Below are 18671 nucleotides of genomic sequence, written 5' to 3' on the forward strand. Positions count from 1 at the left end.
TCACTCCACGTCGTCGGAGGTGCCCGGCGGCGGGTCTGCGGCCGTCGTGCGCCGGGCGGCGCGCCGGGTCGCGCGGACGACCGGGGCCGGGGAGATCGCCGTCCCGGGCAGGGCCGGACTCACCACCTGCTCCTCGTCCACGCCCCGCGTTTGCCCGGCTCCGCGGCGGCTACACGGGCGCGGGCGCAGGAGAGACCGTCCTGCCCCCCCGCACCGCCCCCACTCCGGACTGCCCGGCGACCACGTGGCGTGACCGGCCGTGGGCCTCGTGGTCCTGCCGGCCGCGGTCGCCACGCCGCCGTGGCCGCGACCGTTTCCGGCCCACCCGCCGGGGTAGCCGCACGGGACCGGACGAAACCCGGCCGACGTCAGGGAGGCCGCCCGTGCGAGTGAACGGCGTCAGAGCGGCCCGGCGACCCCGCCCGCCCGGCAGCCGCCGGACCAGGGTGAACCCGCCCCGGGTCCGTCCCCCGGCGTCCCGGGACCGCGTGCCCTCCGGGGACCGCGTGCCCTCCGGGCTGCGGACCGCCGCCGGGTACACCTGGCGGCTGGTCCTGCTGGGCGTGGCCGCCTATCTGGCCGTCTCCGTCCTCACCCAGCTCGAACTTCCGGTCATCGCCGTGTTCCTGGCGCTGGTCATCACCTCCGTCCTGCGGCCGCTCGTCGACCTGCTGGCGCGGACGCTGCCCCGCCCGCTCGCCGTCCTGCTGGCCGTCGTCTGCGCCCTCGTGGTCGTGGCCGGCGTTCTCACCCTGGTGGGGACGACCGTCGCCGGTGACTGGAGCCGGCTGGGCACCGAACTGCGCGGCGGCCTCGGCCGGATCGACCACTGGCTCACCGGTGCCCCCTTCCACCTGCGGCCCGGCACCGTCACCGGCCTGCGGGCCAAGATCGGCGAGTTCGTCGCCGCCCACCGCTCCGCGCTGCTCAGCACCGCGCTCAGCGGCGCGAGCCGGGCCGTCGAACTGCTCACCGGGCTGGCGCTCGCGGTGTTCTGCTCGGTGTTCTTCCTCCACTCCGGCGACCGGATGTGGTGCTGGGCGCAGCACCAGCTCCCCGCCCGGGCGCGTCCGGTGTGGGGCCGGGCGGGGCGCGCCGCGTGGCACACCTTCGCCGGTTACACCCGAGGGGTGCTGATCGTGGCGGCGACCAACGCGATGCTGGTCGGTATCGCCCTGGCCGTGCTGCGGGTGCCGCTCGTACTGCCGCTGACGGTGCTGGAGTTCGTCGCGGCGCTCGTCCCGCTGATCGGCTCCCCCATCGCGCTGGCCGTCGCCGCGCTGGTCGCCCTGGCCGCCCGTGGTCCGCTGGTCGCGCTGCTGGTGCTCGGGCTGATCGTGGTCATCGGCCAGATCGAGGGCCATCTGCTGCACCCGCTGGTCATGAGCTGGTCGGTCCGGATCCACCCGGTCGCGGTGGCCCTGTCCGTGACCGGCGGCGCCGTCCTGGCCGGCCTCCTGGGCGCGGTGGTGGCGGTGCCGGTGGTGTCGGTGGCCTGGGCGGTGATCGGCGAGCTCCGGGACCACGGGCCGCCGACCCGACCGGCGCCCTCGGGCTGATGGCGCTCCACGAAGTCGAGCGATTCGAGCGAACCGCTGCCGGGCGCCGGCCCCACGACGGCCGGAGACGTACGCCCTCAGCGGGGGCCGGTCTTCGGAGGCCGCCAGGTGGCGAAAGTTCGGCCTGGTTTGTCCGCGTTTCGGATCAGCAGTCAAGGGAAGGCGCGGTCTTGGGGGTTCAGTGGGCTACAAGCGGAGGACCCAATGTCAACAGGAACCCTCATCATCATCGGTGTCGTCGTGGTCCTGCTGATCGTGTGCGCGCTGGTGGCGTGGTTCGTCACACGCCGCCGCCACTTGCGGGAGCGGTTCGGGCCGGAGTACGACCGGACCGCGGAGGCGAAGGACGGCCGTCTGGCGGCCGACCGCGAGCTGCGCGAACGCGAGGCACGCCACGACGCGCTGAACATCAAGCCGCTGCCACCAGGCGTCCGGGACCGGTACGCCGAGGACTGGGCCCGGGTGCAGGAACGGTTCGTCGATCGGCCCGACGACGCGGTGCACGAGGCGGACCGGCTCGTCACCACGCTCATGAGCGAACGCGGATACCCGACCGAGGGGTACGAACAGCAGCTCAAGGACCTCTCCGTCGAACACGGGAACGTGCTGACGCACTTCCGGTCCGCCCACGAGGTCAACGACCGCAGCAGCCGCCACCAGGCGACCACGGAAGAGCTGCGGGGCGCGATGGTGCACTACCGCACCCTGTTCGAGGAACTGCTCCACAACGGCGACCGGCCGCGGGACAGCCGTACGTGAGCCCTGGACCGGCGAGTTGAGCCGGCAGGGCGCACCCGTCGGCGGCCGCAGCCGACCGTAACTGCCGAAACGGAAGTGAAGAGATGCGCAGCCAAGAGACACCCGAGCCGGGCGAGGGCGGCCTGTCCACGCAGGACCTGGCCGGCGCCCGACAGGACACCGACGAACAGAGCGGTACTTCCTGGGCGGATTCGCCACCGGCGTTCCCCGGGGAAGCCACCGCCACCGAGCGGGAGGGCCGCGGGCAGGAGTCCACGGCCGAAGACCGGGCCGAAGACCGGGAGAAAGCCGAAGACCGGGAGAAAGAAGACCGGGAGAAAGGTGACGCCCGGGCATCCGAGCCCGCCGAAGACCAGGAAGCCGCCGACGAGAGCGAACCCCTGTTGGGGGCGGAGCAGGAGGAGTTCCGCTCACGGTGGCAGAAGATCCAGAGCGATTTCGTCGACGACCCGCGCAACGCCGTACACGCGGCCGACACACTGGTCGCCGAAGCGATGCAGGCACTCGCCACCACCTTCGCCGCACACAAGCAGGACCTCGAAGGCCAATGGCACCGCGGCGACGAGGTGCCGACCGAAGAACTGCGCATCGCGCTCCGGCGCTACCGCTCGTTCTTCAACCGCCTGCTCAGCACCTGAGCAACGCGGCAGAAGACACACGCCCCCGCGGCCCCTGGAGAAGACCAGATCGCCGTTGGCCGGGATCGCGGGGTCGTGCCGGTCGTAGCGCAGGTGACGACCTGTCAGTGCGGCCATCGGATCGGCGGCGGACATGCTGGACGTGGGGCGGCGCGCCGCCAGGGTGTCCGATACGCCGGGCCGCGGCCGCGCGGGAATACAGGCCGAGCGCCGCCGCGGCCGGACGGTCAGTGCTTGAAGGCGTCCTTGATCTTGGCGCCTGCCTGTTTGATGTTGCCCTTGATCTGGTCGCCGCGGCCCTCTGCCTCGAGCTTGCGGTCACCGGTCGCGCGACCGGCGGTCTTCTTCGCGCCGCCCTTGACCGCTTCGGCCTTGTGGGCGGCCTTCTTCCCGATAGCCATGGCTGGTTGCCTTTCGTGAGTTATGGCCCCGATCGCGGGCCCGCCACTCCTTCCACGATAACGCCGGGGGTCTCCTGGGTCGCCCTGATGCACGGGTACGTCGAGCCTGAAGGTCGGCTTCCCGGCGTGAAGAACGATCAGGGTGGGCAACAAGCGGCCGGGCGCCCCGAACTACCTTTTGGCTGCCAAGACTTGTCCGGCCGACCAGGCGACTGCTTCACGCCGTGCCGTTGTCGCGGAGAAGGCCTGTCAGCGAACGGCGCTGTGTCGTCATCGGCGCCGCCCCGTCATCGGTGACAGAGGCGATCGCGCTCACCAATGGTGCGGGGCGGAGCCCGAGGCCGTGTCCTGATGCTGTTCCCCGACCGCTACCCGGGCCAGGTTGCCGAGCAACCGGCGGTTGCGCAGGTGGAGCAGCAGTTCGCTGGCCGGTCCCTGGAGCCGCGCGCCGGCACCGGTCAGGGGGTGCTCGTCGAGGAGGACCAGGGTGTTGTCTCCCCAGGGGATGAGGGTGAGGGCGATGCGGGCGGCGCCGAACGGGTGGGCCTTCGCCTCGAGTTCCAGGCGGGTGCCGGGCTCGCAGATCCTCACCACGGTCATGTCGTGGATGTTGAACGGTCCGAGGCCGGCCTGGTAGCGCAGGACGGCACCGACAGCGGGCCAGCGCGGGTCGACGTGGCCGATGTGCTGGGTGCCGACGACCCACTGGGCGTAGCTGTGGCCGTCCGCCAGGACGGCCCACACCTGCTGCGGTGGGCACTCGATGAATTGCTGGCGCCGTGCCATGCGGTTCCTCCTCCGTGTTCCCCGCCACGCGGTCTGCTGCCCGGCGGGGCCGGTGCGGTGATCGTCAGATGTGTTTCTCGCGTGGGCCCGACAGCAGCCGTTGGGCGGCGGCCAGGCCGGGTGAGAGAATGCGGCCGGCCAGAAGCCGGTGCGAGCGCAGGGCCGCGCGGGCGGCGTTGGCTCCGCAGGCGCCGTGGACGCCGCCGCCCGGGTGCGCGGAGGAGGAAGCCAGGTAGAGCCCGGTGACGGGTGTCTCGGGCCGGCCGGTGCCCGGCACGGGGCGGAAGACGAGTTGCTGGTGCAGGGCGGTGGTGCCGCCGTTGATGGCACCGCCGACCAGGCTGGGATTGAGGGACTGCAGGATCGGCGGGGTGAGGATGCGCCGGGCGACGATCCTGTCCTTGAAGCCCGGCGCGAAGCGTTCCACCTGGTCCTCGACGCGCTCCGCCATGGCGTGTGCCTCGCGGGTGTCCCAGCGTCCGGTGATGGCGTCGGGGCCCAGATCGTCCTTGATCTTCTGCGGGACGTGGGTGTAGGCCCAGGCCGATTCGGTTCCGGCCGGGGAGCGGGCGGGGTCAGCGGTGGTCATCTGCCCCAGGAGGGCGAACGGGCGGCGCGGGAGCCGCCCGGTGGTCAGCTGCAGGGCGTAGTCGCTGAGCTCGTCCAGGTCGGCGCCCAGGTGCACGGTTCCCGCGTCCGCCGCCGCTGGTGCGGCCCAGGGGATCGCGCCGTCCAGAGCCCAGTCGACCTTGAGGGTGGAGAAATCCCACTGGAAGCGGCGCAGGTCCTCCGCCGTCCGGGGCGGCAGGTGCTCCCACCCCACGAGTGAACCGTAGAGGGCGGGGGCGGGCACGTCCGCGAGGACCGCGCGATGGGCCCGGTACGCCCGGCCGTCGACGGTACGCACTCCCAGCGCGCGGCCGCCGCGCACGATCACCTCCACGACCGGGGCCCCGCAGTGCACCCTGCCGCCCAGGGACTCCAGGCGGCGCACCAGCGCGCCCGTCAGGGCGGAGGCGCCGCCCACCGGGACGGGCCAGCCGACCTGCTGTCCGAGCATCGCCATCAGCCAGCCGAAGGCCGCGCTGCCGACGCCCTCGGGCAGCATGTCGGCGTGCAGCGCGCACCCGGCGAGCAGCAGACCGGCACCCGGTTGGGTGAACTCCTCCTGCGCCAGGCGGCGCACCGGCAGGGTCAGGAAGCGCAACGCCCGCAGACCGCCCGCCGCCCGTATCCGGGCCGCCGTCGCCGCACCGGCCTTGACCGGCGGAAAAGGAGTGAAGAGCGTCCGCAGGAGGTGGGGGTCCAGCTCGTCCCACAGCTGCGAGAGCCGCTGCCACGCCCCGGCGTCCGCCCCGCCGAACGTGCTCTCCAGGCCTGCGCAGGTCGCGGCGGCGCCCCGGTGCAGCGTGGCGCAGCGCCCGTCGGGCAGGGGGTGGGCCAGGACGGTGGGTGCGTGGCTCCAGCGCAGACCGTGCTTCTCCAGGTCCAGTGCTCCGATGGCGGGCGAGGCCATGGCGAGCGGGTAGAAGGAGCTGAACACGTCGTGGACATAGCCGGGGTGGACGCCCCGGTCGCTACGGACCGCCCCGCCGGGCTCCGCCTGGCCTTCCAGGACATCGACCTGCCAGCCGGCGTCCGCCAGGACGTTGGCGGCCACCAGCCCGTTGGGGCCCGCGCCGATCACGATGGCATCGGACATGAGTCTCCTCGCGCTGCCGGGCTCCCCAGGACAAGACGCTACCCGCGCCAGTGCGGCGCGGCCCGCCGGAGGATCCGGGGCAACGCCCGGTGACACACGCTGCCGATCAGGCCTCCTCCTCCATTACGGCGCCGGCGGCGTCGCGCTGCCGTACTCCTCCAGCACGTCGAGCACCTCCGGCAGTGCCAGTTCCATGGCCTCGTTGCCCGGGCCTGTGGCCCACGCGTACCGGAACCCGCCGTCGTGCCAGAAGACCACCCGCACCGTCCGCTCGAACAGCGACATCATCAGACTCTCGTCCGCCTCCCGCGTGACGTTCCACCCGAACATACGGGCCGTGGCGTCCAGGTAGAACGCGTCGTGACTCAAGGGGATGTCGCGGTCGGCCATGGTCTCGATGCTCGCCTCCCCGCCGCAGGCACGCCACCCGACAGCGGGCGAGGGCTGATCCACCGATCGGGCGCAGTCCCGGCCCTGCCGTGTGCGCACCGCGCCCCGCCAGGCACCCGTGCAACCCACTCCGCTCACCCGGACCTGGTCGGGTAGATTCTGCGGACAGCTGATCAGCACAGAAAGCGGCCGTGCGCCGCACGTTCGACACGGGGGCAGTGGGTGCGGACCGCACATGGGGAGGGCCGGCGCCAGGAGGCTCTGCTGGAATGCTGGCGGGCCGTCGAGCTGTTCAGCCCGCCGACCATCCCGGCGGCGAGCCGGCGCCGCGCGGGCCGGGCCGGCACCGCGGACAAGCACGTCGTGGATCTGACGCCGACGGCGGGCCAGGCACTGCCGCCGCTGCCGTGGGCGCCGGACCATCCGGTGACGGCCGCAGACCGGGCGCCGTACGGGAAGGTGTGGCGCCACGAGGTGTACGGCGGGGTCTTCGACCTGGAGCTGTTGCGCCAGGCGATGATCGCGGTGCTGCCCGAGGGCACCGACCCGGATCCGGGGGTGCCGCAGGAGGAGCTGGTGCTGTCCGGTCAGAGCGCGATGTTCGCGCTCGTCCTGGACGACCAGGGGCGCCCGATCGAGGACACGTCCGTGGTCTCCGCGTGCGGCTGGGCGGCGGGGCGGCTGTTCGACCCGGGCCCGTCCGTTCCCGGGTGGCTGGACGGCTTCGAGGAACTGAGCGAGGCGTTCGCCGTGGCGGTCGGCGAGCTGACCGCTGCCGCGAACCCGTACGCCACTTCCCCCCGATCGCCCGGATCCACGGTCCGGGAAGCGGTCCGGCGGCCCGATGGGACGGCGGCACCGGAACCCGTGGCCGGTACTCGCGGCTGGCAGCAGCTGCTCGCCGAAATTCTGGGCGGCGCCGCGGTGGCCGCGGTCGGCGCGCTGTTCGGCGAGATCGCCGGCGTCGCGTTGCAGGGTGCGACGGAGCCCCTGGTACGTCGCGCCGCCGACTGGGCTGCGGCCCGCCACTCCGCTCGCGGCACCGTGGAGGAGGGCCGCGCGGCCGAAGCCGACAGCGGCCCGGACGCCGCCTCCGAGGCATCGCCCACCGACCCGGCGGACGTGGCTGCGGTGCCCGGCCGCGAGGCCGATGCCGGTCCGCGCCCGGTCGCGTTCGCCGACCTGGTGGCCCTGACCGCGCAGATCGCCGACCTGTGCGGTGTCCAGGAGCACCTGCGGCCGAGGGTCGTCCGGGTGCGCAGCCTGCTGGTTCACCGCCCGCGCGATCCGAGGACCAAGGTCACCGCCGCCCAGCCGTTCCTCAACAGCCTGCTTCCGCCGGACCTCGCCCGGGTGCGCGCGGCCGCCGGCGAGGGCCTCGGCCCGGCCCTGGACGCCTACCTGACCGAGCACGGCGCCATCGACACCGGCGCGAGGACGGATGTCCGGCAGGACCGCGAGGTCGTCCTGGCCGGTGTCGCTCCGGACCTGGTGCCGGCCGGCCGGTGGCCGGCACCGGCGCGGTTCCCCCTCGCGCTGAGCCAGCAGTTCGCGGTCGACCGCATGCTGGCCGACCGGGCGGGCACCGACGGCGGGCTGTTCTCGGTCAACGGCCCGCCGGGAACGGGCAAGACGACGATGCTGCGCGATCTGGTCGCCGCACTCGTGGTCGAACGGGCCGCGGCGATGGCCGACTTCGACCGGCCCGCACAGGCGTTCACCGGCCGACCGTGGCAGGGCAAGGACCGCCAGGGCGCTCACGCGCGCTTCGTCTCCGGGCTCGACCCGCGGCTGACCGGCTTCGAGATCGTGGTCACCTCCTCCAACAACGGCGCGGTGGAGAACATCACCGCCGAACTCCCCGGCCTCGACGCGCTCGACGAACACTGGCACGACGACCCGGACCACTTTGCCGACCTCGCCTCCGCGCTCCTCGGGGGCGCGCCCGCGTGGGGGCTCGTCGCGGCCGTACTCGGTAACAAGGCCAACCGCAGGGAGTTCGGGGAGCGCTTCTGGTGGGGGCGGCTGCCCGAGAAGGAGGCCGTCGCCCGCACCGCCGCGGGGCTCCCCGCGCTGCGCGGCATGCAGGCCCTCCTGAGTGACTGGATCCCGCCCCGCACCCCGGCCCCGGCCCGCGGCCGGGCCGAGGGCTCCGCCGGCCCGAGCACCGCCCCACCGGCCGGTCCGGCCCGGCCGGTGCCGTCCTGGACGCAGGCCGTCGCCGACTTCCGCGCCGCGCAGGCCGAGGTCGAGCGCCTGCGCGAGCAACGCCGCCGACTGGCCGCCAGGTTGGAGGGCGTCGAGTCACCGCGGGCCGGACAGCGGATCGAGACACTGCGAGCCGACGTCCACCGCGCCGACGAGCGGGCGGTCGCCGCCGCGGCCCGCCTCGACACCGCCACCGCGGCGACCGCCACCGCCCAGGCCGCCACCCGGGCAGCCGAGACGGCACACCGGCTGGCCGGCGAAGGCGTTCCCCAGACCCGCCGGCAGCTGGCCACCGCCCGCGCGGACCTGTCGGCCGCCCGCGAACTGGCCGCACACCACCGGCAGTACGTGGACACGCTGACCGCCCGTCACGAGGCGCCCCCGACCACCGAACGGGGCGTGCGCGGCGGACTGCGCCGCCTGCTGCAGACCTCCGCCGACCGGCAGGCCGCCGAACAGCACCGCGACCGCACCCAGGCCGAGATCCTGCACCTGCTCGTCCAGCAGCGCACCGACCTGGACAGCGCCATGGCGCAGGTCGCCGCCGCCGTACGCACCGAGGCCCTGGCCGCCGACCTCCACGCCCGCAGCGGCGGCGCGGTGGCCGAGGCCGCCTCCGCCGTCGCCGCCGCCCAGGCCCGCGAGGACGCGGCCCGCGCCGAGGAGGACGCGGCCGACGACGCACTCCGGCGCGCCCGGGACGCGACGGCCACCGCCCGGCGCGACCTCGACTCCGCCGTCGCCGAACTCGACGCCCTCCACCACCAGTTGCGGGAGGCCGCCAGCACGCTGCCCGCCCTGCCGCTCGGCTGGCTCCACCTCGACGAGCGCGACCAGGAACTCGGCTCACCCTGGTCCGACGAGGCCTGGTCCACCGCCCGCAGCGATCTGTTCCTGCGCGCCCTCGACCTGCACCGCGCCCTCGTCGCGGGCACCGCCAAGAAGGTCCGCGGCAACCTCCAGGTCCTGATGGAGCTGATGGCCGGCACCAACGGCCCCGTCCCCGACGAGGAGGTCCAGCACGCCTGGCAGACCCTCTTCCTCCTCGTGCCGGTGGTCTCCACCACCTTCTCCTCCATCGGCAGCATGTTCGCCCGCCTCGGACAGGGCTCGGTCGGCTGGGTCCTCGTCGACGAGGCCGGCCAGGCCACCCCGCAGGCCGCCGTCGGCGCCCTGTGGCGGGCCCGCCGCGCCGTCCTGGTCGGCGACCCTCTCCAGCTCGAACCCGTCGTCACCATGCCCACCAGCCTCCAGCGCCGCCTGCTGCGCGCCTACGGAGTGGACGAGGAGTGGCTGCCCTCCGCCACCTCCGCGCAGGCCGTCGCCGACCGTGTCAACCGCTACGGCACCTACCTGCCCTCCCCCGGCGGTGACGACGAGTACGTCTGGGTCGGCTCGCCCCTGCGTGTCCACCGCCGCTGCGAAGAACCGATGTTCACCGTCAGCAACGAGGTCGCGTACGGCGGCCTCATGGTCTACGGCACCCACCCCAGGCCCTTCCCCGACACCGCCCGCGACGGCCTGCTGCCCAGCCGCTGGCTCAACACCGACGACCCCAACCGCCCACCCGACGCCCCCTGGGGCGAACGCGACCGCCGCGCCTTCACCTTCGTCCTCGACCGCCTCCACCAGCACGGCGTCGACCTCGAACGCCTGCGCATCATCGCCCCGTTCCGCGCCCTCGTCGACGAGTGCAGGAAGATCTGCCGCGAGCGCACCGGCTGGTCCCCTGATCTCCTCGACGAACGCTGCGCCACCGTCCACAAGGCCCAGGGCAAGGAGGCCGACGTGGTCATCCTCGTACTCGGCGGAGGCCGGCCCGGCGCCCGCGCGTGGGCCGCCGGCACCCCGCACCTGCTCAACGTCGCCGCCAGCCGCGCCAAGCGCCGCCTCTACGTCATCGGCGAACGAAGCCTCTGGGCCCCGCTCCCCCACTTCGACGTCCTGGCCGCCGAGGCCGAGGAGTTCGACCACCGCCGCGACCGCGACGCGTGGCCGCAGGGGGAAGCGGAGCCGGCGTGCTCCTGAGCGCCGCCGTCCTGCCCGCCGGATCCGCCTCCTCCTCACCACCGACCCCGACCCCGACCCCCGTGCGAAGGAGACCAGCCGATGACCGCCACCACCGCCCGTCCGGCCCGGCCCGAGGACGCCGACGAACTGCTGCGCCTGCGCGTCGCCGTCCTGGACGGCGCCCAGCCCACCGACGAGTGGCGCTCGACCTTCCGTGACGACATGCGCGCCCGCCTCGGCAGCGACCCGAACCTGCTCGCCTACGTCGTCCCCACCGACGGCGGGCTCGCGGCGTGCGCCATCGGCATCATCTACCGCGGCTACCTCGGCCCGGCCTTTCCCACCGGCCGCTGGGGCCGGATCCACACGGTGGCCACGGACCCCGCGCACCGGCGGCGCGGCCACGCCCGTGCCGTCACCACCGCCCTGGTCGAGGCGCTCCAGGACGCCGGCTGCGGCTCGATCGAGCTGCGCGCCACCGAGGCCGGCGCCCCGCTCTACCGCGACCTCGGCTTCGGGCCCGTGGACGGCTACATGACGCTGCGTCCCGGCCCTGACGGGTGGGTGCGCTGACCAGACAGTCGGGACCCGGGTCTGCGAGGAGTGCGGATCCGAGGTCGAGACGGTGCCGTACTTCACCGCCCCGCCAGGAGACGCGGCCACGTTCTTCGAAGACCGACCCGTTCAGCACCACGAGCACACTGCCCTTGGCGGCCCTACCCAGCGGTGTGAACCTCGGCCTACCATCGGTTGTCGCAACGGCTGGATATCTGTAGGGCAAGGAAGTCAGTGACCCCCTTCGTCTGCACTTCCGCTGCCTGCGAGTGGCCCGTACCGCTCGGTCAGGTCCTCTGCCGTGTGTCTTCTCTATTCGAGGGCTGACGCTCGTTCGTCCAGTTCCTCGACGCCGGGGACGTCACGCAGCCGGTACAGGCGGGCTCGCATGTCGTGGATGGCGTCCCGCACCTTGATGGAGCGGATGCCGTCCGCGCAGTCGAGGAAGTCGGTCCAGGAGGCGAGGGCGCCGTCCACGTCGTCCTGGCGGAGCCGGACGGTGCCGAGGTCGGCCAGGACGATGGCGCGGGTGCGCCGACGGTCGAGGCCGTGGATGTCGAGCGCGTGGTGCAGGTGGTCCTGTGCGCTCGTGAAGTCACCGAGCTGAGCCAGGATCATGCCGGCCTCGTGGGCCCACCGGCCGATGCTGTAGTGCGAGGCCCACGAGTCGCCGGGGGCGCCGGGGGCGCGTTCGATGGACGTCTGCGAGGTGGTGAGGGATCGGGTGGCGGTCGGCCGGTCGCCGTCCAGGGCTGCGGCGTTGGCCAAGGTGGCCTGGTAGTACGCCACCGCGCGGGGGTCGTCCAGGTTCTTGGCCTGGTTGACGCAGTCCTCGGCTATCCGCACGGCGGTCGCGCGGAAGCCGAGGTCGATGGCCTGGACTGCCAGGCCACGCAGGGCGGTGGCGGCGAGTTCGGCGTCGCCGGCCTCGGAGGCCAGCCGGAAGGAGTGCGCGTAGTACTGCTGGGCGGCGTCCTGGTTGCCCTCGTCCTGGGCCATCCAGCCGGCCAGGTGGACGAGTTGGGCGGTCACGGCGAACAATTCGCGGCCGACGGCTTCGGTCCACGTGCCGTCCAGCCACTTGGAGACGTCCTCGTGGAGGTAGCGGACGGCGAGGTGGCGGGCGTGTCCGCCGCCGAGTTCGGCCGCCGCGTCGCCGAGGGACTTGGTCATCTGGCGGACGGCCGCGACTTCGCCCCGGCCGACCTGGACTTTCCCTCCGGCCTTCAGGCGGACACGGCGGAGAAGGCTCTCCGGATCGGGCAGCCCCAGGGCCGCTAGCGCGTACGCACTGGAGGCGGCCACGAATCCCCGGCGATCCACCACGTCCCTCCGGCTCAGCTCGATGACGGAATCCACGGTATCGCCCGACACCGGATCTTCCGGACCGGTTGGCGAACTGCCGCCCGGATCTGGTGGCCGCAGGTCCAGAACCTCGATCAGGTACGGCAGCCAGTACTTCGGGACACGTCCACCGAGTTCCCACCGCGACACCTGATCACGCCCCGGCCCGTCGGCCCCCTTGCCCTCGGCCTTGCCGAGTTCCCGGCCGAGCCGGGGCTGCGACCAGCCCTTCTTCTTCCTGGCATCTCTGATCAGCGTCCCGATCGGTGCGGTATCCGCTGACACGGCACCCCTCTCCCTGGCCGACAGTGGCCGACAACTGGCCGACGACTGGCCTACACCCTGGCAGCTTCTGCTGCTGCGTGCACGGCCGTTGACTGAGAGTCAGCCACTCGCGGTCGGCGAGGACGTTCATTCCCCTCCCCGAACCGCCCACGCGCACGGGCTCGACCGGCCCGTGCGGCGGCCCGAGCCCTACCCCATCGAGGTTCAGGAGGCACGCCGTGCGCATCCTCGTCGACGGACTGGACATGTCGGGCAAGACCACCCTGGTCACCACTCTGATCAAGACCCTCGAAGCCCGGGAAGTCACCGCGGTGCGGCATCGCGGGATGCTCGCCGAGCACCACCCCGTCGAGCCGCTGCTCAAGCGGCTCCCGCTGGTCCGGCAGGCCGAGAGCAGTGCCATCACGGCTGCGTTCCTGGTCGGAGGGTACGCGCTCGACGGGCTCCTGGTCCGCGTCGACCCGCCCCGGCCTGCCGGCGCCGTGATCATCCAGGACGGCTACGCGGACCGAACCATCGCCTTCGGCCTGGCTGGCGGCCCCTACCTCACGGCCACGCTCGCGCTGTGGGCCAGCAGGGTGTTCGCCACGTTCGACGTGGCCGTCTACCTGCCCCGCCGCCCCGCAAGTTCCACCTGATCTACCGGATCCACGTCACCCCCGAGGTCCGTGCCCAGCTCGCCACCCAGGAGTTCGACGAACTCCCCGACGGCAGCCACGAGGTCGGCACCATCGAGTGGCACGACTACCGCAAGGTGGACGGCCTGCCGCTCTTCCCGCCGATCGGCAAGCAGATCGCCGAACTCGACAGCCCCACCGCCACGGTGCACAGGTTCGAACTGGAGCCGATCACGGACCAGAACTACACCTGGATCTGACCCCGGGCACCCCTCAGCATCCGGCGCCGACCGCGAACCCCAGGGGGTTCACTCTTTCGAGTGAACTCCCTGGGAAGCGTTCGACCAGGACTCGACCGGCCAGGACTGACGGAACGTCGTCCAGGAACGCCTGAAAGCGACTTGGATGAATCGCCGGGCGTGCGTTCACATGATGACGATGCGCCCCCAGCGCTGTCCCTACACACGGTTACCACGCCGACGCTTGGAGCGCGCCGATTGCTCACGCAACACCGACAGAACGAGTGCCCATCGGGCGTGGAATCGCGCGTCCCCACAGGGCCCAGTGCTCATCGAGGCGCGGACCCCACATCCGACCGGCACCACCACAGCACCGACACCGCACCGGACCAACCGCGTGAACCGTCCCACCACGACCAGGGCAGCAGCAGCCGGTGAAGCCCCCCTTGCCGCTCCGCCGACCGTTCCCGGCACACCGATGATGGAGATTCGCATGCCGCCACTGCCCTCGCTGCTCGCCGTGGTCGGGCACCCGGACGACGAGTCGCTCCTCGTCGGCGGGGTGCTCGCCCAGCACGCCGCTTCCGGAGCACGGACAGCGGTCGTCACCGTCACCTGGGCGCCGGGCACCCACCGCGCCGCCGAACTCGCCGAGGCCCTCCGGATCCTGGGCGCGGGCGAGCCGCGGATGCTCGGCTACGCCGACCACCGTGCCCCGGACTCCGCCCCCGGGCGGCCGCGGCTGTGCGAGGCACCTCTCGATCGCGTGGTGGAGGACATCGTGCGCCACATCCGCGAGGTGAGGCCCGAGATCGTGCTCACCCACGACGCCTACGGGCAGCTGACAGGCCATCCGGACCACCGGCAGACCCACCGCGCCACCCTGCTGGCCGCGGCCGCCGCAGGGCTCGAACACCTCTACCCGGGTGCCGGGGCGCCCTGGCGGCCCGGCACCGTGCACATGGCCACCCATCCCCACTCGGCGGTCGCGGACCTCGGCCCCCTGCTGACGCGGGTCGGCAAGTCCGTGCTCAGCGTCCCGGACGCCCTGGCCGACGTGACACGCGACGTCCGCCCCTGGCTGGGGCAGAAGTGGGCCGCGATCACGGCACACCGGAGCCAGGTCGACGGCGAGCGTCCTCTTCCCGGCGTCCTGTCCCGCCTGCCCGACGACGTCCGGCACCGAATCCTCGCGACCGAGCACTTCATCCGCCTGTCGACCTGACCACGGGATCCCCGGCCCGGGCGGCTCGCTCGCGGAAGGCCGGGGCCGGGCACCGAAGCGAATTGACCTGACGTCAAAATTGCCATTCTGTCACATGCTTGCTTACACCCTCTTTAAACTTCCGTTAAGAAGGCGGATCACCGCCGCTCTATGGACTCCTTCACGAGGTCGGGGCACCAGCCCCTTCTCCACGATGAGAGCAGGAATGACACCTAGAAGTGAACAGACGAACGGCGCCGCGCACGGACCGGGCCGGCGGTGGTCGGGTCTGCCCGGCCGCCGCACCATAGCCCGCTCCGCGGCCCTCGCCGTGGGAATCGCCAGTTGCTCACTGGCGGTGGCACCGGCGGCGTATCCGCAGGCGGACGACGGATCGGTGACGGTCCGGGTGGTGCGGGCCGTGGACGCGACCGGCGTGTGGAGCCCGGCCCTGGAACCGGGCATCGGCGGCGTCACGGTGACACTCACCAACGACGACGGCGTCGGGATCACCGGGGTGACGGCCGCCGACGGCACGCTCACCCTGGCACCCGGTACGGCCCGGACGGCCAGCGGCAAGTACCGGGTCCAGGTCGTGAACCCGAAGCCGGGCGTGCTGTTCCCGGCGTTCGCGTCGCGGCAGGGCCTGGACGGCGCGCCGAACCAGCTGAGCAGCAACGAGGAGTTCGTCGACCTCGGCGGCGGCAAGCACGTGGCGTACACCACGGGGCTGTGGAGCCCCGGCGACTACTGCCAGAAGAACGCGCCGCTGGTCACGGCGTGCCAGCCCGCGAGCAATGAACCGCAGTCCCAGCGAACGCTGGTGACGTTCCCGTACAACGCGCGCGGACTCAACACGGACACGACCGACCTGGCCACGAACGCCGAGACCGGCACCCTCTACGGAATCGGGTGGAGCAAGCCCGGGAAGCGGCTGTTCAGCTCGGCGCTGGCCAAGCGGGACACGACGTACGGCCCCGGCGGCGCCGGCGCGATCTACGTCACCGACATGACGAACAAGACCACGTCGCTGTTCACCACCGTCCCGGACTCCGGAGCGTCGGCGCACGGCGCCGGCACCGCCGACGACGCCTTCCTCTCCGCGACGGGCAAGGAGAGCCTGGGCGACCTGGAGATCTCCGAGGACGGCCGCGACCTCTTCGTCGTCAACCTCAACAACCGCAAGCTGTACCACTACAACGCCACCCTGCCGACCGCGGCGGCTCCCGAGTCCGTCCACGCCATCCCGGACCCGGGCTGTCCCGCGCCGGGAGACTGGCGTCCGTTCGGCCTGGGCCTGCAGGACGGCGTCGGCTACGTCGGCGGTGTCTGTTCGGGCGAGTCGACCGGGAAGGTCTCGGACCTGCGCGCGGTGGTCCTGCCGTTCGACCCGGCGACGGGGACCTTCGGCAAGGCGGTGCTGGAGCAGCCCCTGGACTACCCGCGCCTGTCCACGCTCGGTGGGGCCGGTCCCTGCGCCGGGTCGGGCTGGTTCCCCTGGACGGACACGTACCCCACCCAGCAGAACGGCCAGGCGTGCGGCGGGTCCATGTCCAACCCCGAGCCGGAGCTGGCCGATATCGCCTTCGAGACCGACGGCTCCATGCTGCTGGCGTTCCGCGACCGGTTCGCCGACCAGTCGACGGCGTATGCGCGGCCCGGGGACACCTCGACCTACCGGGTGATCGTGGCCGGCGGCGACCTGAACAAGGCGTGCCTGGCCGGCGGCGTGTACGTGATGGACACGAACACCGGCTGCGGGCTGACGCCGCGCGGCACCAGGTTCTTCAACGTGTCCAGCATGGGGGGTATCCACGCGAACTCGGCCTACGCCGGCCTGGCGCTGTCGAAGGTGGAGGACTACATCGCGACCTCCGGCGTGGACCCCAATGACACGGCCTACGGCGCCGGCACGATGTTCACCAAGCGCGACGGAACGCGGGAGCACGGTTCCGGCCTGCGCCTGAACCCGGGCAACGCCGCCTTCGGGAAGGGCGCCTCGATGGGCGACCTGGAGGTGCTCTGCGACCAGGCACCGTTGCAGATCGGCAACCGGGTCTGGTACGACCCCGAGCGCAAGGGCGTCCAGAGCCCGGGCCAGCGCCCGGTCCCCGGTGCCACCGTCAACCTCTACGACGAGTCGGGGAAACTCGTCGGCACGACGAAGACAACACCGCGCGGTGAGTACTACTTCGACGACTCGGACGTGCCCGGCGGTCTGAAGCCGAAGACGAAGTACACCATCCGGCTCGACAACCCGGCCGACTACGCCAAGGACGGCCCGCTGTACCAGTGGGTGCCCACCGACGCGGACGTCGGCGACAACCACTTCGTCGACTCCAAGGGCATCGTCCCGGCCGGCGGGAAGTTCCCGGAACGGGCGCTGACCACCGGCGGACCGGGCGAGAACGACCACACCTTCGACTTCGGGTTCCGTCAGCAGGAGGGCGCGCTGCGCCTGGTCAAGAACGACCAGGACGGCAAACCGCTGGCGGGGGCGAAGTTCCAGCTGTGGAAGGAGACGAACGGCACCGACGGCTTGCAGACCACCGGGGCGAAGCCCGACACGCCGGTCGGTGAGCCCTGCACGACCGGGCCCGACGGCATCTGTCAGGGCACCGGCGTACCGGGGACGTACTACTGGCAGGAGGTCAGCCCGCCCGAGGGCTACGCCGCTCCGGACGTTACGGTGCTCGGCCCGCTGGTGCTGAACGCCGGGAACCTCGACGCCGGACTCTCCACGACCGCGGTCAACCGGCTGCTGGCCACCCCCACACCCACCCCGTCGGCAACGCCGACACCCACACCGGCGCCACCGACGCCGGACACGCCCAGCGCACCGGCCGCGCCGAACCCGCCGAACGTGCCTGCCGCACCGGGCGCCGTGCCCGGCTCGCCCCTGGCGAGCACCGGCACGGGCCAGCTCATGCCGATGGCCCTGGCCGCCGCGATGTTGACGGCTCTCGGCGGGGCGCTGCTCGTGCTGGTCCGCAGGCGCAGGGCCCAGCACCGGTAGCATCCGGGCTCGGTGGCCGGCGCCCGGTGCGCCGGCTGCCGGCAGGAGTGGATCGGGCGGGTTCGCGGACCGGTGGTCCGCGAACCCGCCCTCGTGTTCGACCGACGTGAGAGAAGGCATCTGCATGGCCCGGAAGAAGACCAGCGGCCGTACGCCGCGTCGGACCTTCTGGTTCAGGACGCTGACAGCGGTCACGGTGTGCGCGGCCACGGCGGGTGGCCTGGCCGTCTACCAGAACGGCTCCGGGCCCACCACGAGCAGGGCGGTGACGTCCGACGAGGCGGCCCGCATCGCACTGTCGCGCCTGACCCTGTACCAGGCCAGTCCGGTCGCGGTGACCCTCACCGCCGCCGAGGGCGGCGGCGTGGTGATCCGGGTCGACGGGGTCGTGGACTACCGCAATCACCGGGCCGTGGGCAGCTACCAGGCGACCGGGGCCACCGGGCAGCTCGACCACGGTCTGATCGTGTGGGACAGCCGCGGTCTGGGGCTGGCACCGGAGCCGGAGGGCGCCGGCGGCCCGCCGTGGCAGCGGGCCGAGCACGTTCCCCGCCCGGGCTGGTCACCGCGCGCCTACACGACGGACCCCCTGGACGCCGGGCTCCAGTTGCTGATCCAGCTCGGCGCGGACCGGCCCGACAATCCGCTGCTGCTCGCGCAGTCCGGGCCGCGATGGCTGGGAACCGACCGGATCGACGGCCGGAACTACGACAGGTTCTCCGGACCGCGCTCCCGCGACGCCACGCACGGGGCGGGGCCGGACGGCGAGTTGTCGCCGCTGACGTACTGGATCGACGGCGACGGCGGTCTGCGGCGGGTGACGATGCGGATGCCGGGCCTGGGCACCCCGACGACCGTGGAGATCACCGGGCGTGACGACGGCGCGCGGCTGCCCGAGGCACCGTGGGCCGCGGGCTGACGCGACCGCCCCGAAAGAGGCACCGCGATCGGTACCGAA

At 72.7% G+C, this 18671-nt stretch carries 16 protein-coding genes; 10 read left to right on the forward strand and 6 right to left on the reverse strand.

Annotated features, from left to right (window positions below):
* Positions 1 to 141: a hypothetical protein gene (locus tag ACIP82_RS04790; protein WP_400650855.1), complete on the reverse strand. Its 141-nt coding sequence runs from the start codon at positions 139 to 141 to the stop codon at positions 1 to 3.
* Between the two features lie 365 nt (positions 142 to 506).
* Here ACIP82_RS04790 and ACIP82_RS04795 point away from each other — a divergent pair, with 365 nt between their 5' ends.
* From ACIP82_RS04795 to ACIP82_RS04805, 3 genes are all read left to right on the forward strand, one after another.
* On the forward strand, positions 507 to 1559 hold the full coding sequence (locus ACIP82_RS04795) for an AI-2E family transporter (RefSeq protein WP_363608353.1): 1053 nt from the start codon (positions 507 to 509) through the stop codon (positions 1557 to 1559).
* A 204-nt stretch (positions 1560 to 1763) separates the two neighbouring features.
* Positions 1764 to 2318 carry a hypothetical protein gene (locus tag ACIP82_RS04800; protein WP_400650857.1) on the forward strand — a complete coding sequence of 185 codons (555 nt, stop codon included), beginning with the start codon at positions 1764 to 1766 and terminating at the stop codon, positions 2316 to 2318.
* Between the two features lie 83 nt (positions 2319 to 2401).
* On the forward strand, positions 2402 to 2956 hold the full coding sequence (locus tag ACIP82_RS04805; RefSeq protein ID WP_400650858.1) for a hypothetical protein: 555 nt from the start codon (positions 2402 to 2404) through the stop codon (positions 2954 to 2956).
* A 227-nt stretch (positions 2957 to 3183) separates the two neighbouring features.
* On the opposite strand, the gene ACIP82_RS04810 is transcribed toward ACIP82_RS04805, so the two are convergent.
* The 4 genes from ACIP82_RS04810 to ACIP82_RS04825 all read right to left on the reverse strand — a co-directional run bounded on the left by ACIP82_RS04810 (position 3184) and on the right by ACIP82_RS04825 (position 6235).
* The gene (locus ACIP82_RS04810; protein WP_363608347.1) at positions 3184 to 3357 is read right to left on the reverse strand and encodes a CsbD family protein; all 174 of its coding nucleotides are present in this window, start codon (positions 3355 to 3357) and stop codon (positions 3184 to 3186) included.
* A gap of 312 nt (positions 3358 to 3669) precedes the next feature.
* A complete protein-coding gene (locus tag ACIP82_RS04815; protein WP_400650861.1) occupies positions 3670 to 4143 on the reverse strand; it encodes an SRPBCC family protein in 474 nt (157 codons plus the stop codon).
* Between the two features lie 64 nt (positions 4144 to 4207).
* Positions 4208 to 5845, reverse strand: coding sequence for a phytoene desaturase family protein (locus ACIP82_RS04820; RefSeq protein ID WP_400650864.1), 1638 nt, complete (start codon positions 5843 to 5845; stop codon positions 4208 to 4210).
* Between the two features lie 123 nt (positions 5846 to 5968).
* Positions 5969 to 6235 carry a hypothetical protein gene (locus tag ACIP82_RS04825; RefSeq protein WP_400650866.1) on the reverse strand — a complete coding sequence of 89 codons (267 nt, stop codon included), beginning with the start codon at positions 6233 to 6235 and terminating at the stop codon, positions 5969 to 5971.
* Positions 6236 to 6457: 222 nt separating this feature from the next.
* On the opposite strand from ACIP82_RS04825, the gene ACIP82_RS04830 reads away from it, so the two are divergent.
* The gene (locus tag ACIP82_RS04830; protein ID WP_400650869.1) at positions 6458 to 10471 is read left to right on the forward strand and encodes an AAA domain-containing protein; all 4014 of its coding nucleotides are present in this window, start codon (positions 6458 to 6460) and stop codon (positions 10469 to 10471) included.
* Positions 10472 to 10552: 81 nt separating this feature from the next.
* On the forward strand, positions 10553 to 11026 hold the full coding sequence (locus ACIP82_RS04835; RefSeq protein WP_363608337.1) for a GNAT family N-acetyltransferase: 474 nt from the start codon (positions 10553 to 10555) through the stop codon (positions 11024 to 11026).
* A gap of 294 nt (positions 11027 to 11320) precedes the next feature.
* Here ACIP82_RS04835 and ACIP82_RS04840 read toward each other — a convergent pair whose 3' ends face one another.
* Positions 11321 to 12637 (reverse strand): tetratricopeptide repeat protein, encoded by a 1317-nt coding sequence (locus ACIP82_RS04840; RefSeq protein WP_400650876.1) that lies wholly within the window; start codon positions 12635 to 12637, stop codon positions 11321 to 11323.
* Between the two features lie 218 nt (positions 12638 to 12855).
* Here ACIP82_RS04840 and ACIP82_RS04845 point away from each other — a divergent pair, with 218 nt between their 5' ends.
* The 5 genes from ACIP82_RS04845 (at position 12856) to ACIP82_RS04865 (ending at position 18632) form a co-directional block, all read left to right on the forward strand.
* Entirely contained in the window at positions 12856 to 13275 is a 420-nt protein-coding gene (locus ACIP82_RS04845) for a hypothetical protein (RefSeq protein WP_400650879.1), read from the forward strand.
* A complete protein-coding gene (locus tag ACIP82_RS04850) occupies positions 13203 to 13514 on the forward strand; it encodes a hypothetical protein (protein WP_400650881.1) in 312 nt (103 codons plus the stop codon). The genes ACIP82_RS04845 and ACIP82_RS04850 overlap by 73 nt, the downstream gene beginning before the upstream one ends.
* Positions 13515 to 13986: 472 nt before the next feature.
* On the forward strand, positions 13987 to 14718 hold the full coding sequence (locus ACIP82_RS04855) for a PIG-L deacetylase family protein (RefSeq protein ID WP_400650882.1): 732 nt from the start codon (positions 13987 to 13989) through the stop codon (positions 14716 to 14718).
* A 205-nt stretch (positions 14719 to 14923) separates the two neighbouring features.
* Positions 14924 to 17713 carry an SdrD B-like domain-containing protein gene (locus tag ACIP82_RS04860; RefSeq protein ID WP_400650884.1) on the forward strand — a complete coding sequence of 930 codons (2790 nt, stop codon included), beginning with the start codon at positions 14924 to 14926 and terminating at the stop codon, positions 17711 to 17713.
* A 124-nt stretch (positions 17714 to 17837) separates the two neighbouring features.
* On the forward strand, positions 17838 to 18632 hold the full coding sequence (locus tag ACIP82_RS04865; RefSeq protein WP_400650887.1) for a hypothetical protein: 795 nt from the start codon (positions 17838 to 17840) through the stop codon (positions 18630 to 18632).
* The last annotated feature ends 39 nt before the right edge of the window (positions 18633 to 18671 follow it).

The organism is Kitasatospora sp. NPDC088548 (genome assembly GCF_044753005.1).
Taxonomy (GTDB): Bacteria; Actinomycetota; Actinomycetes; order Streptomycetales; family Streptomycetaceae; genus Kitasatospora.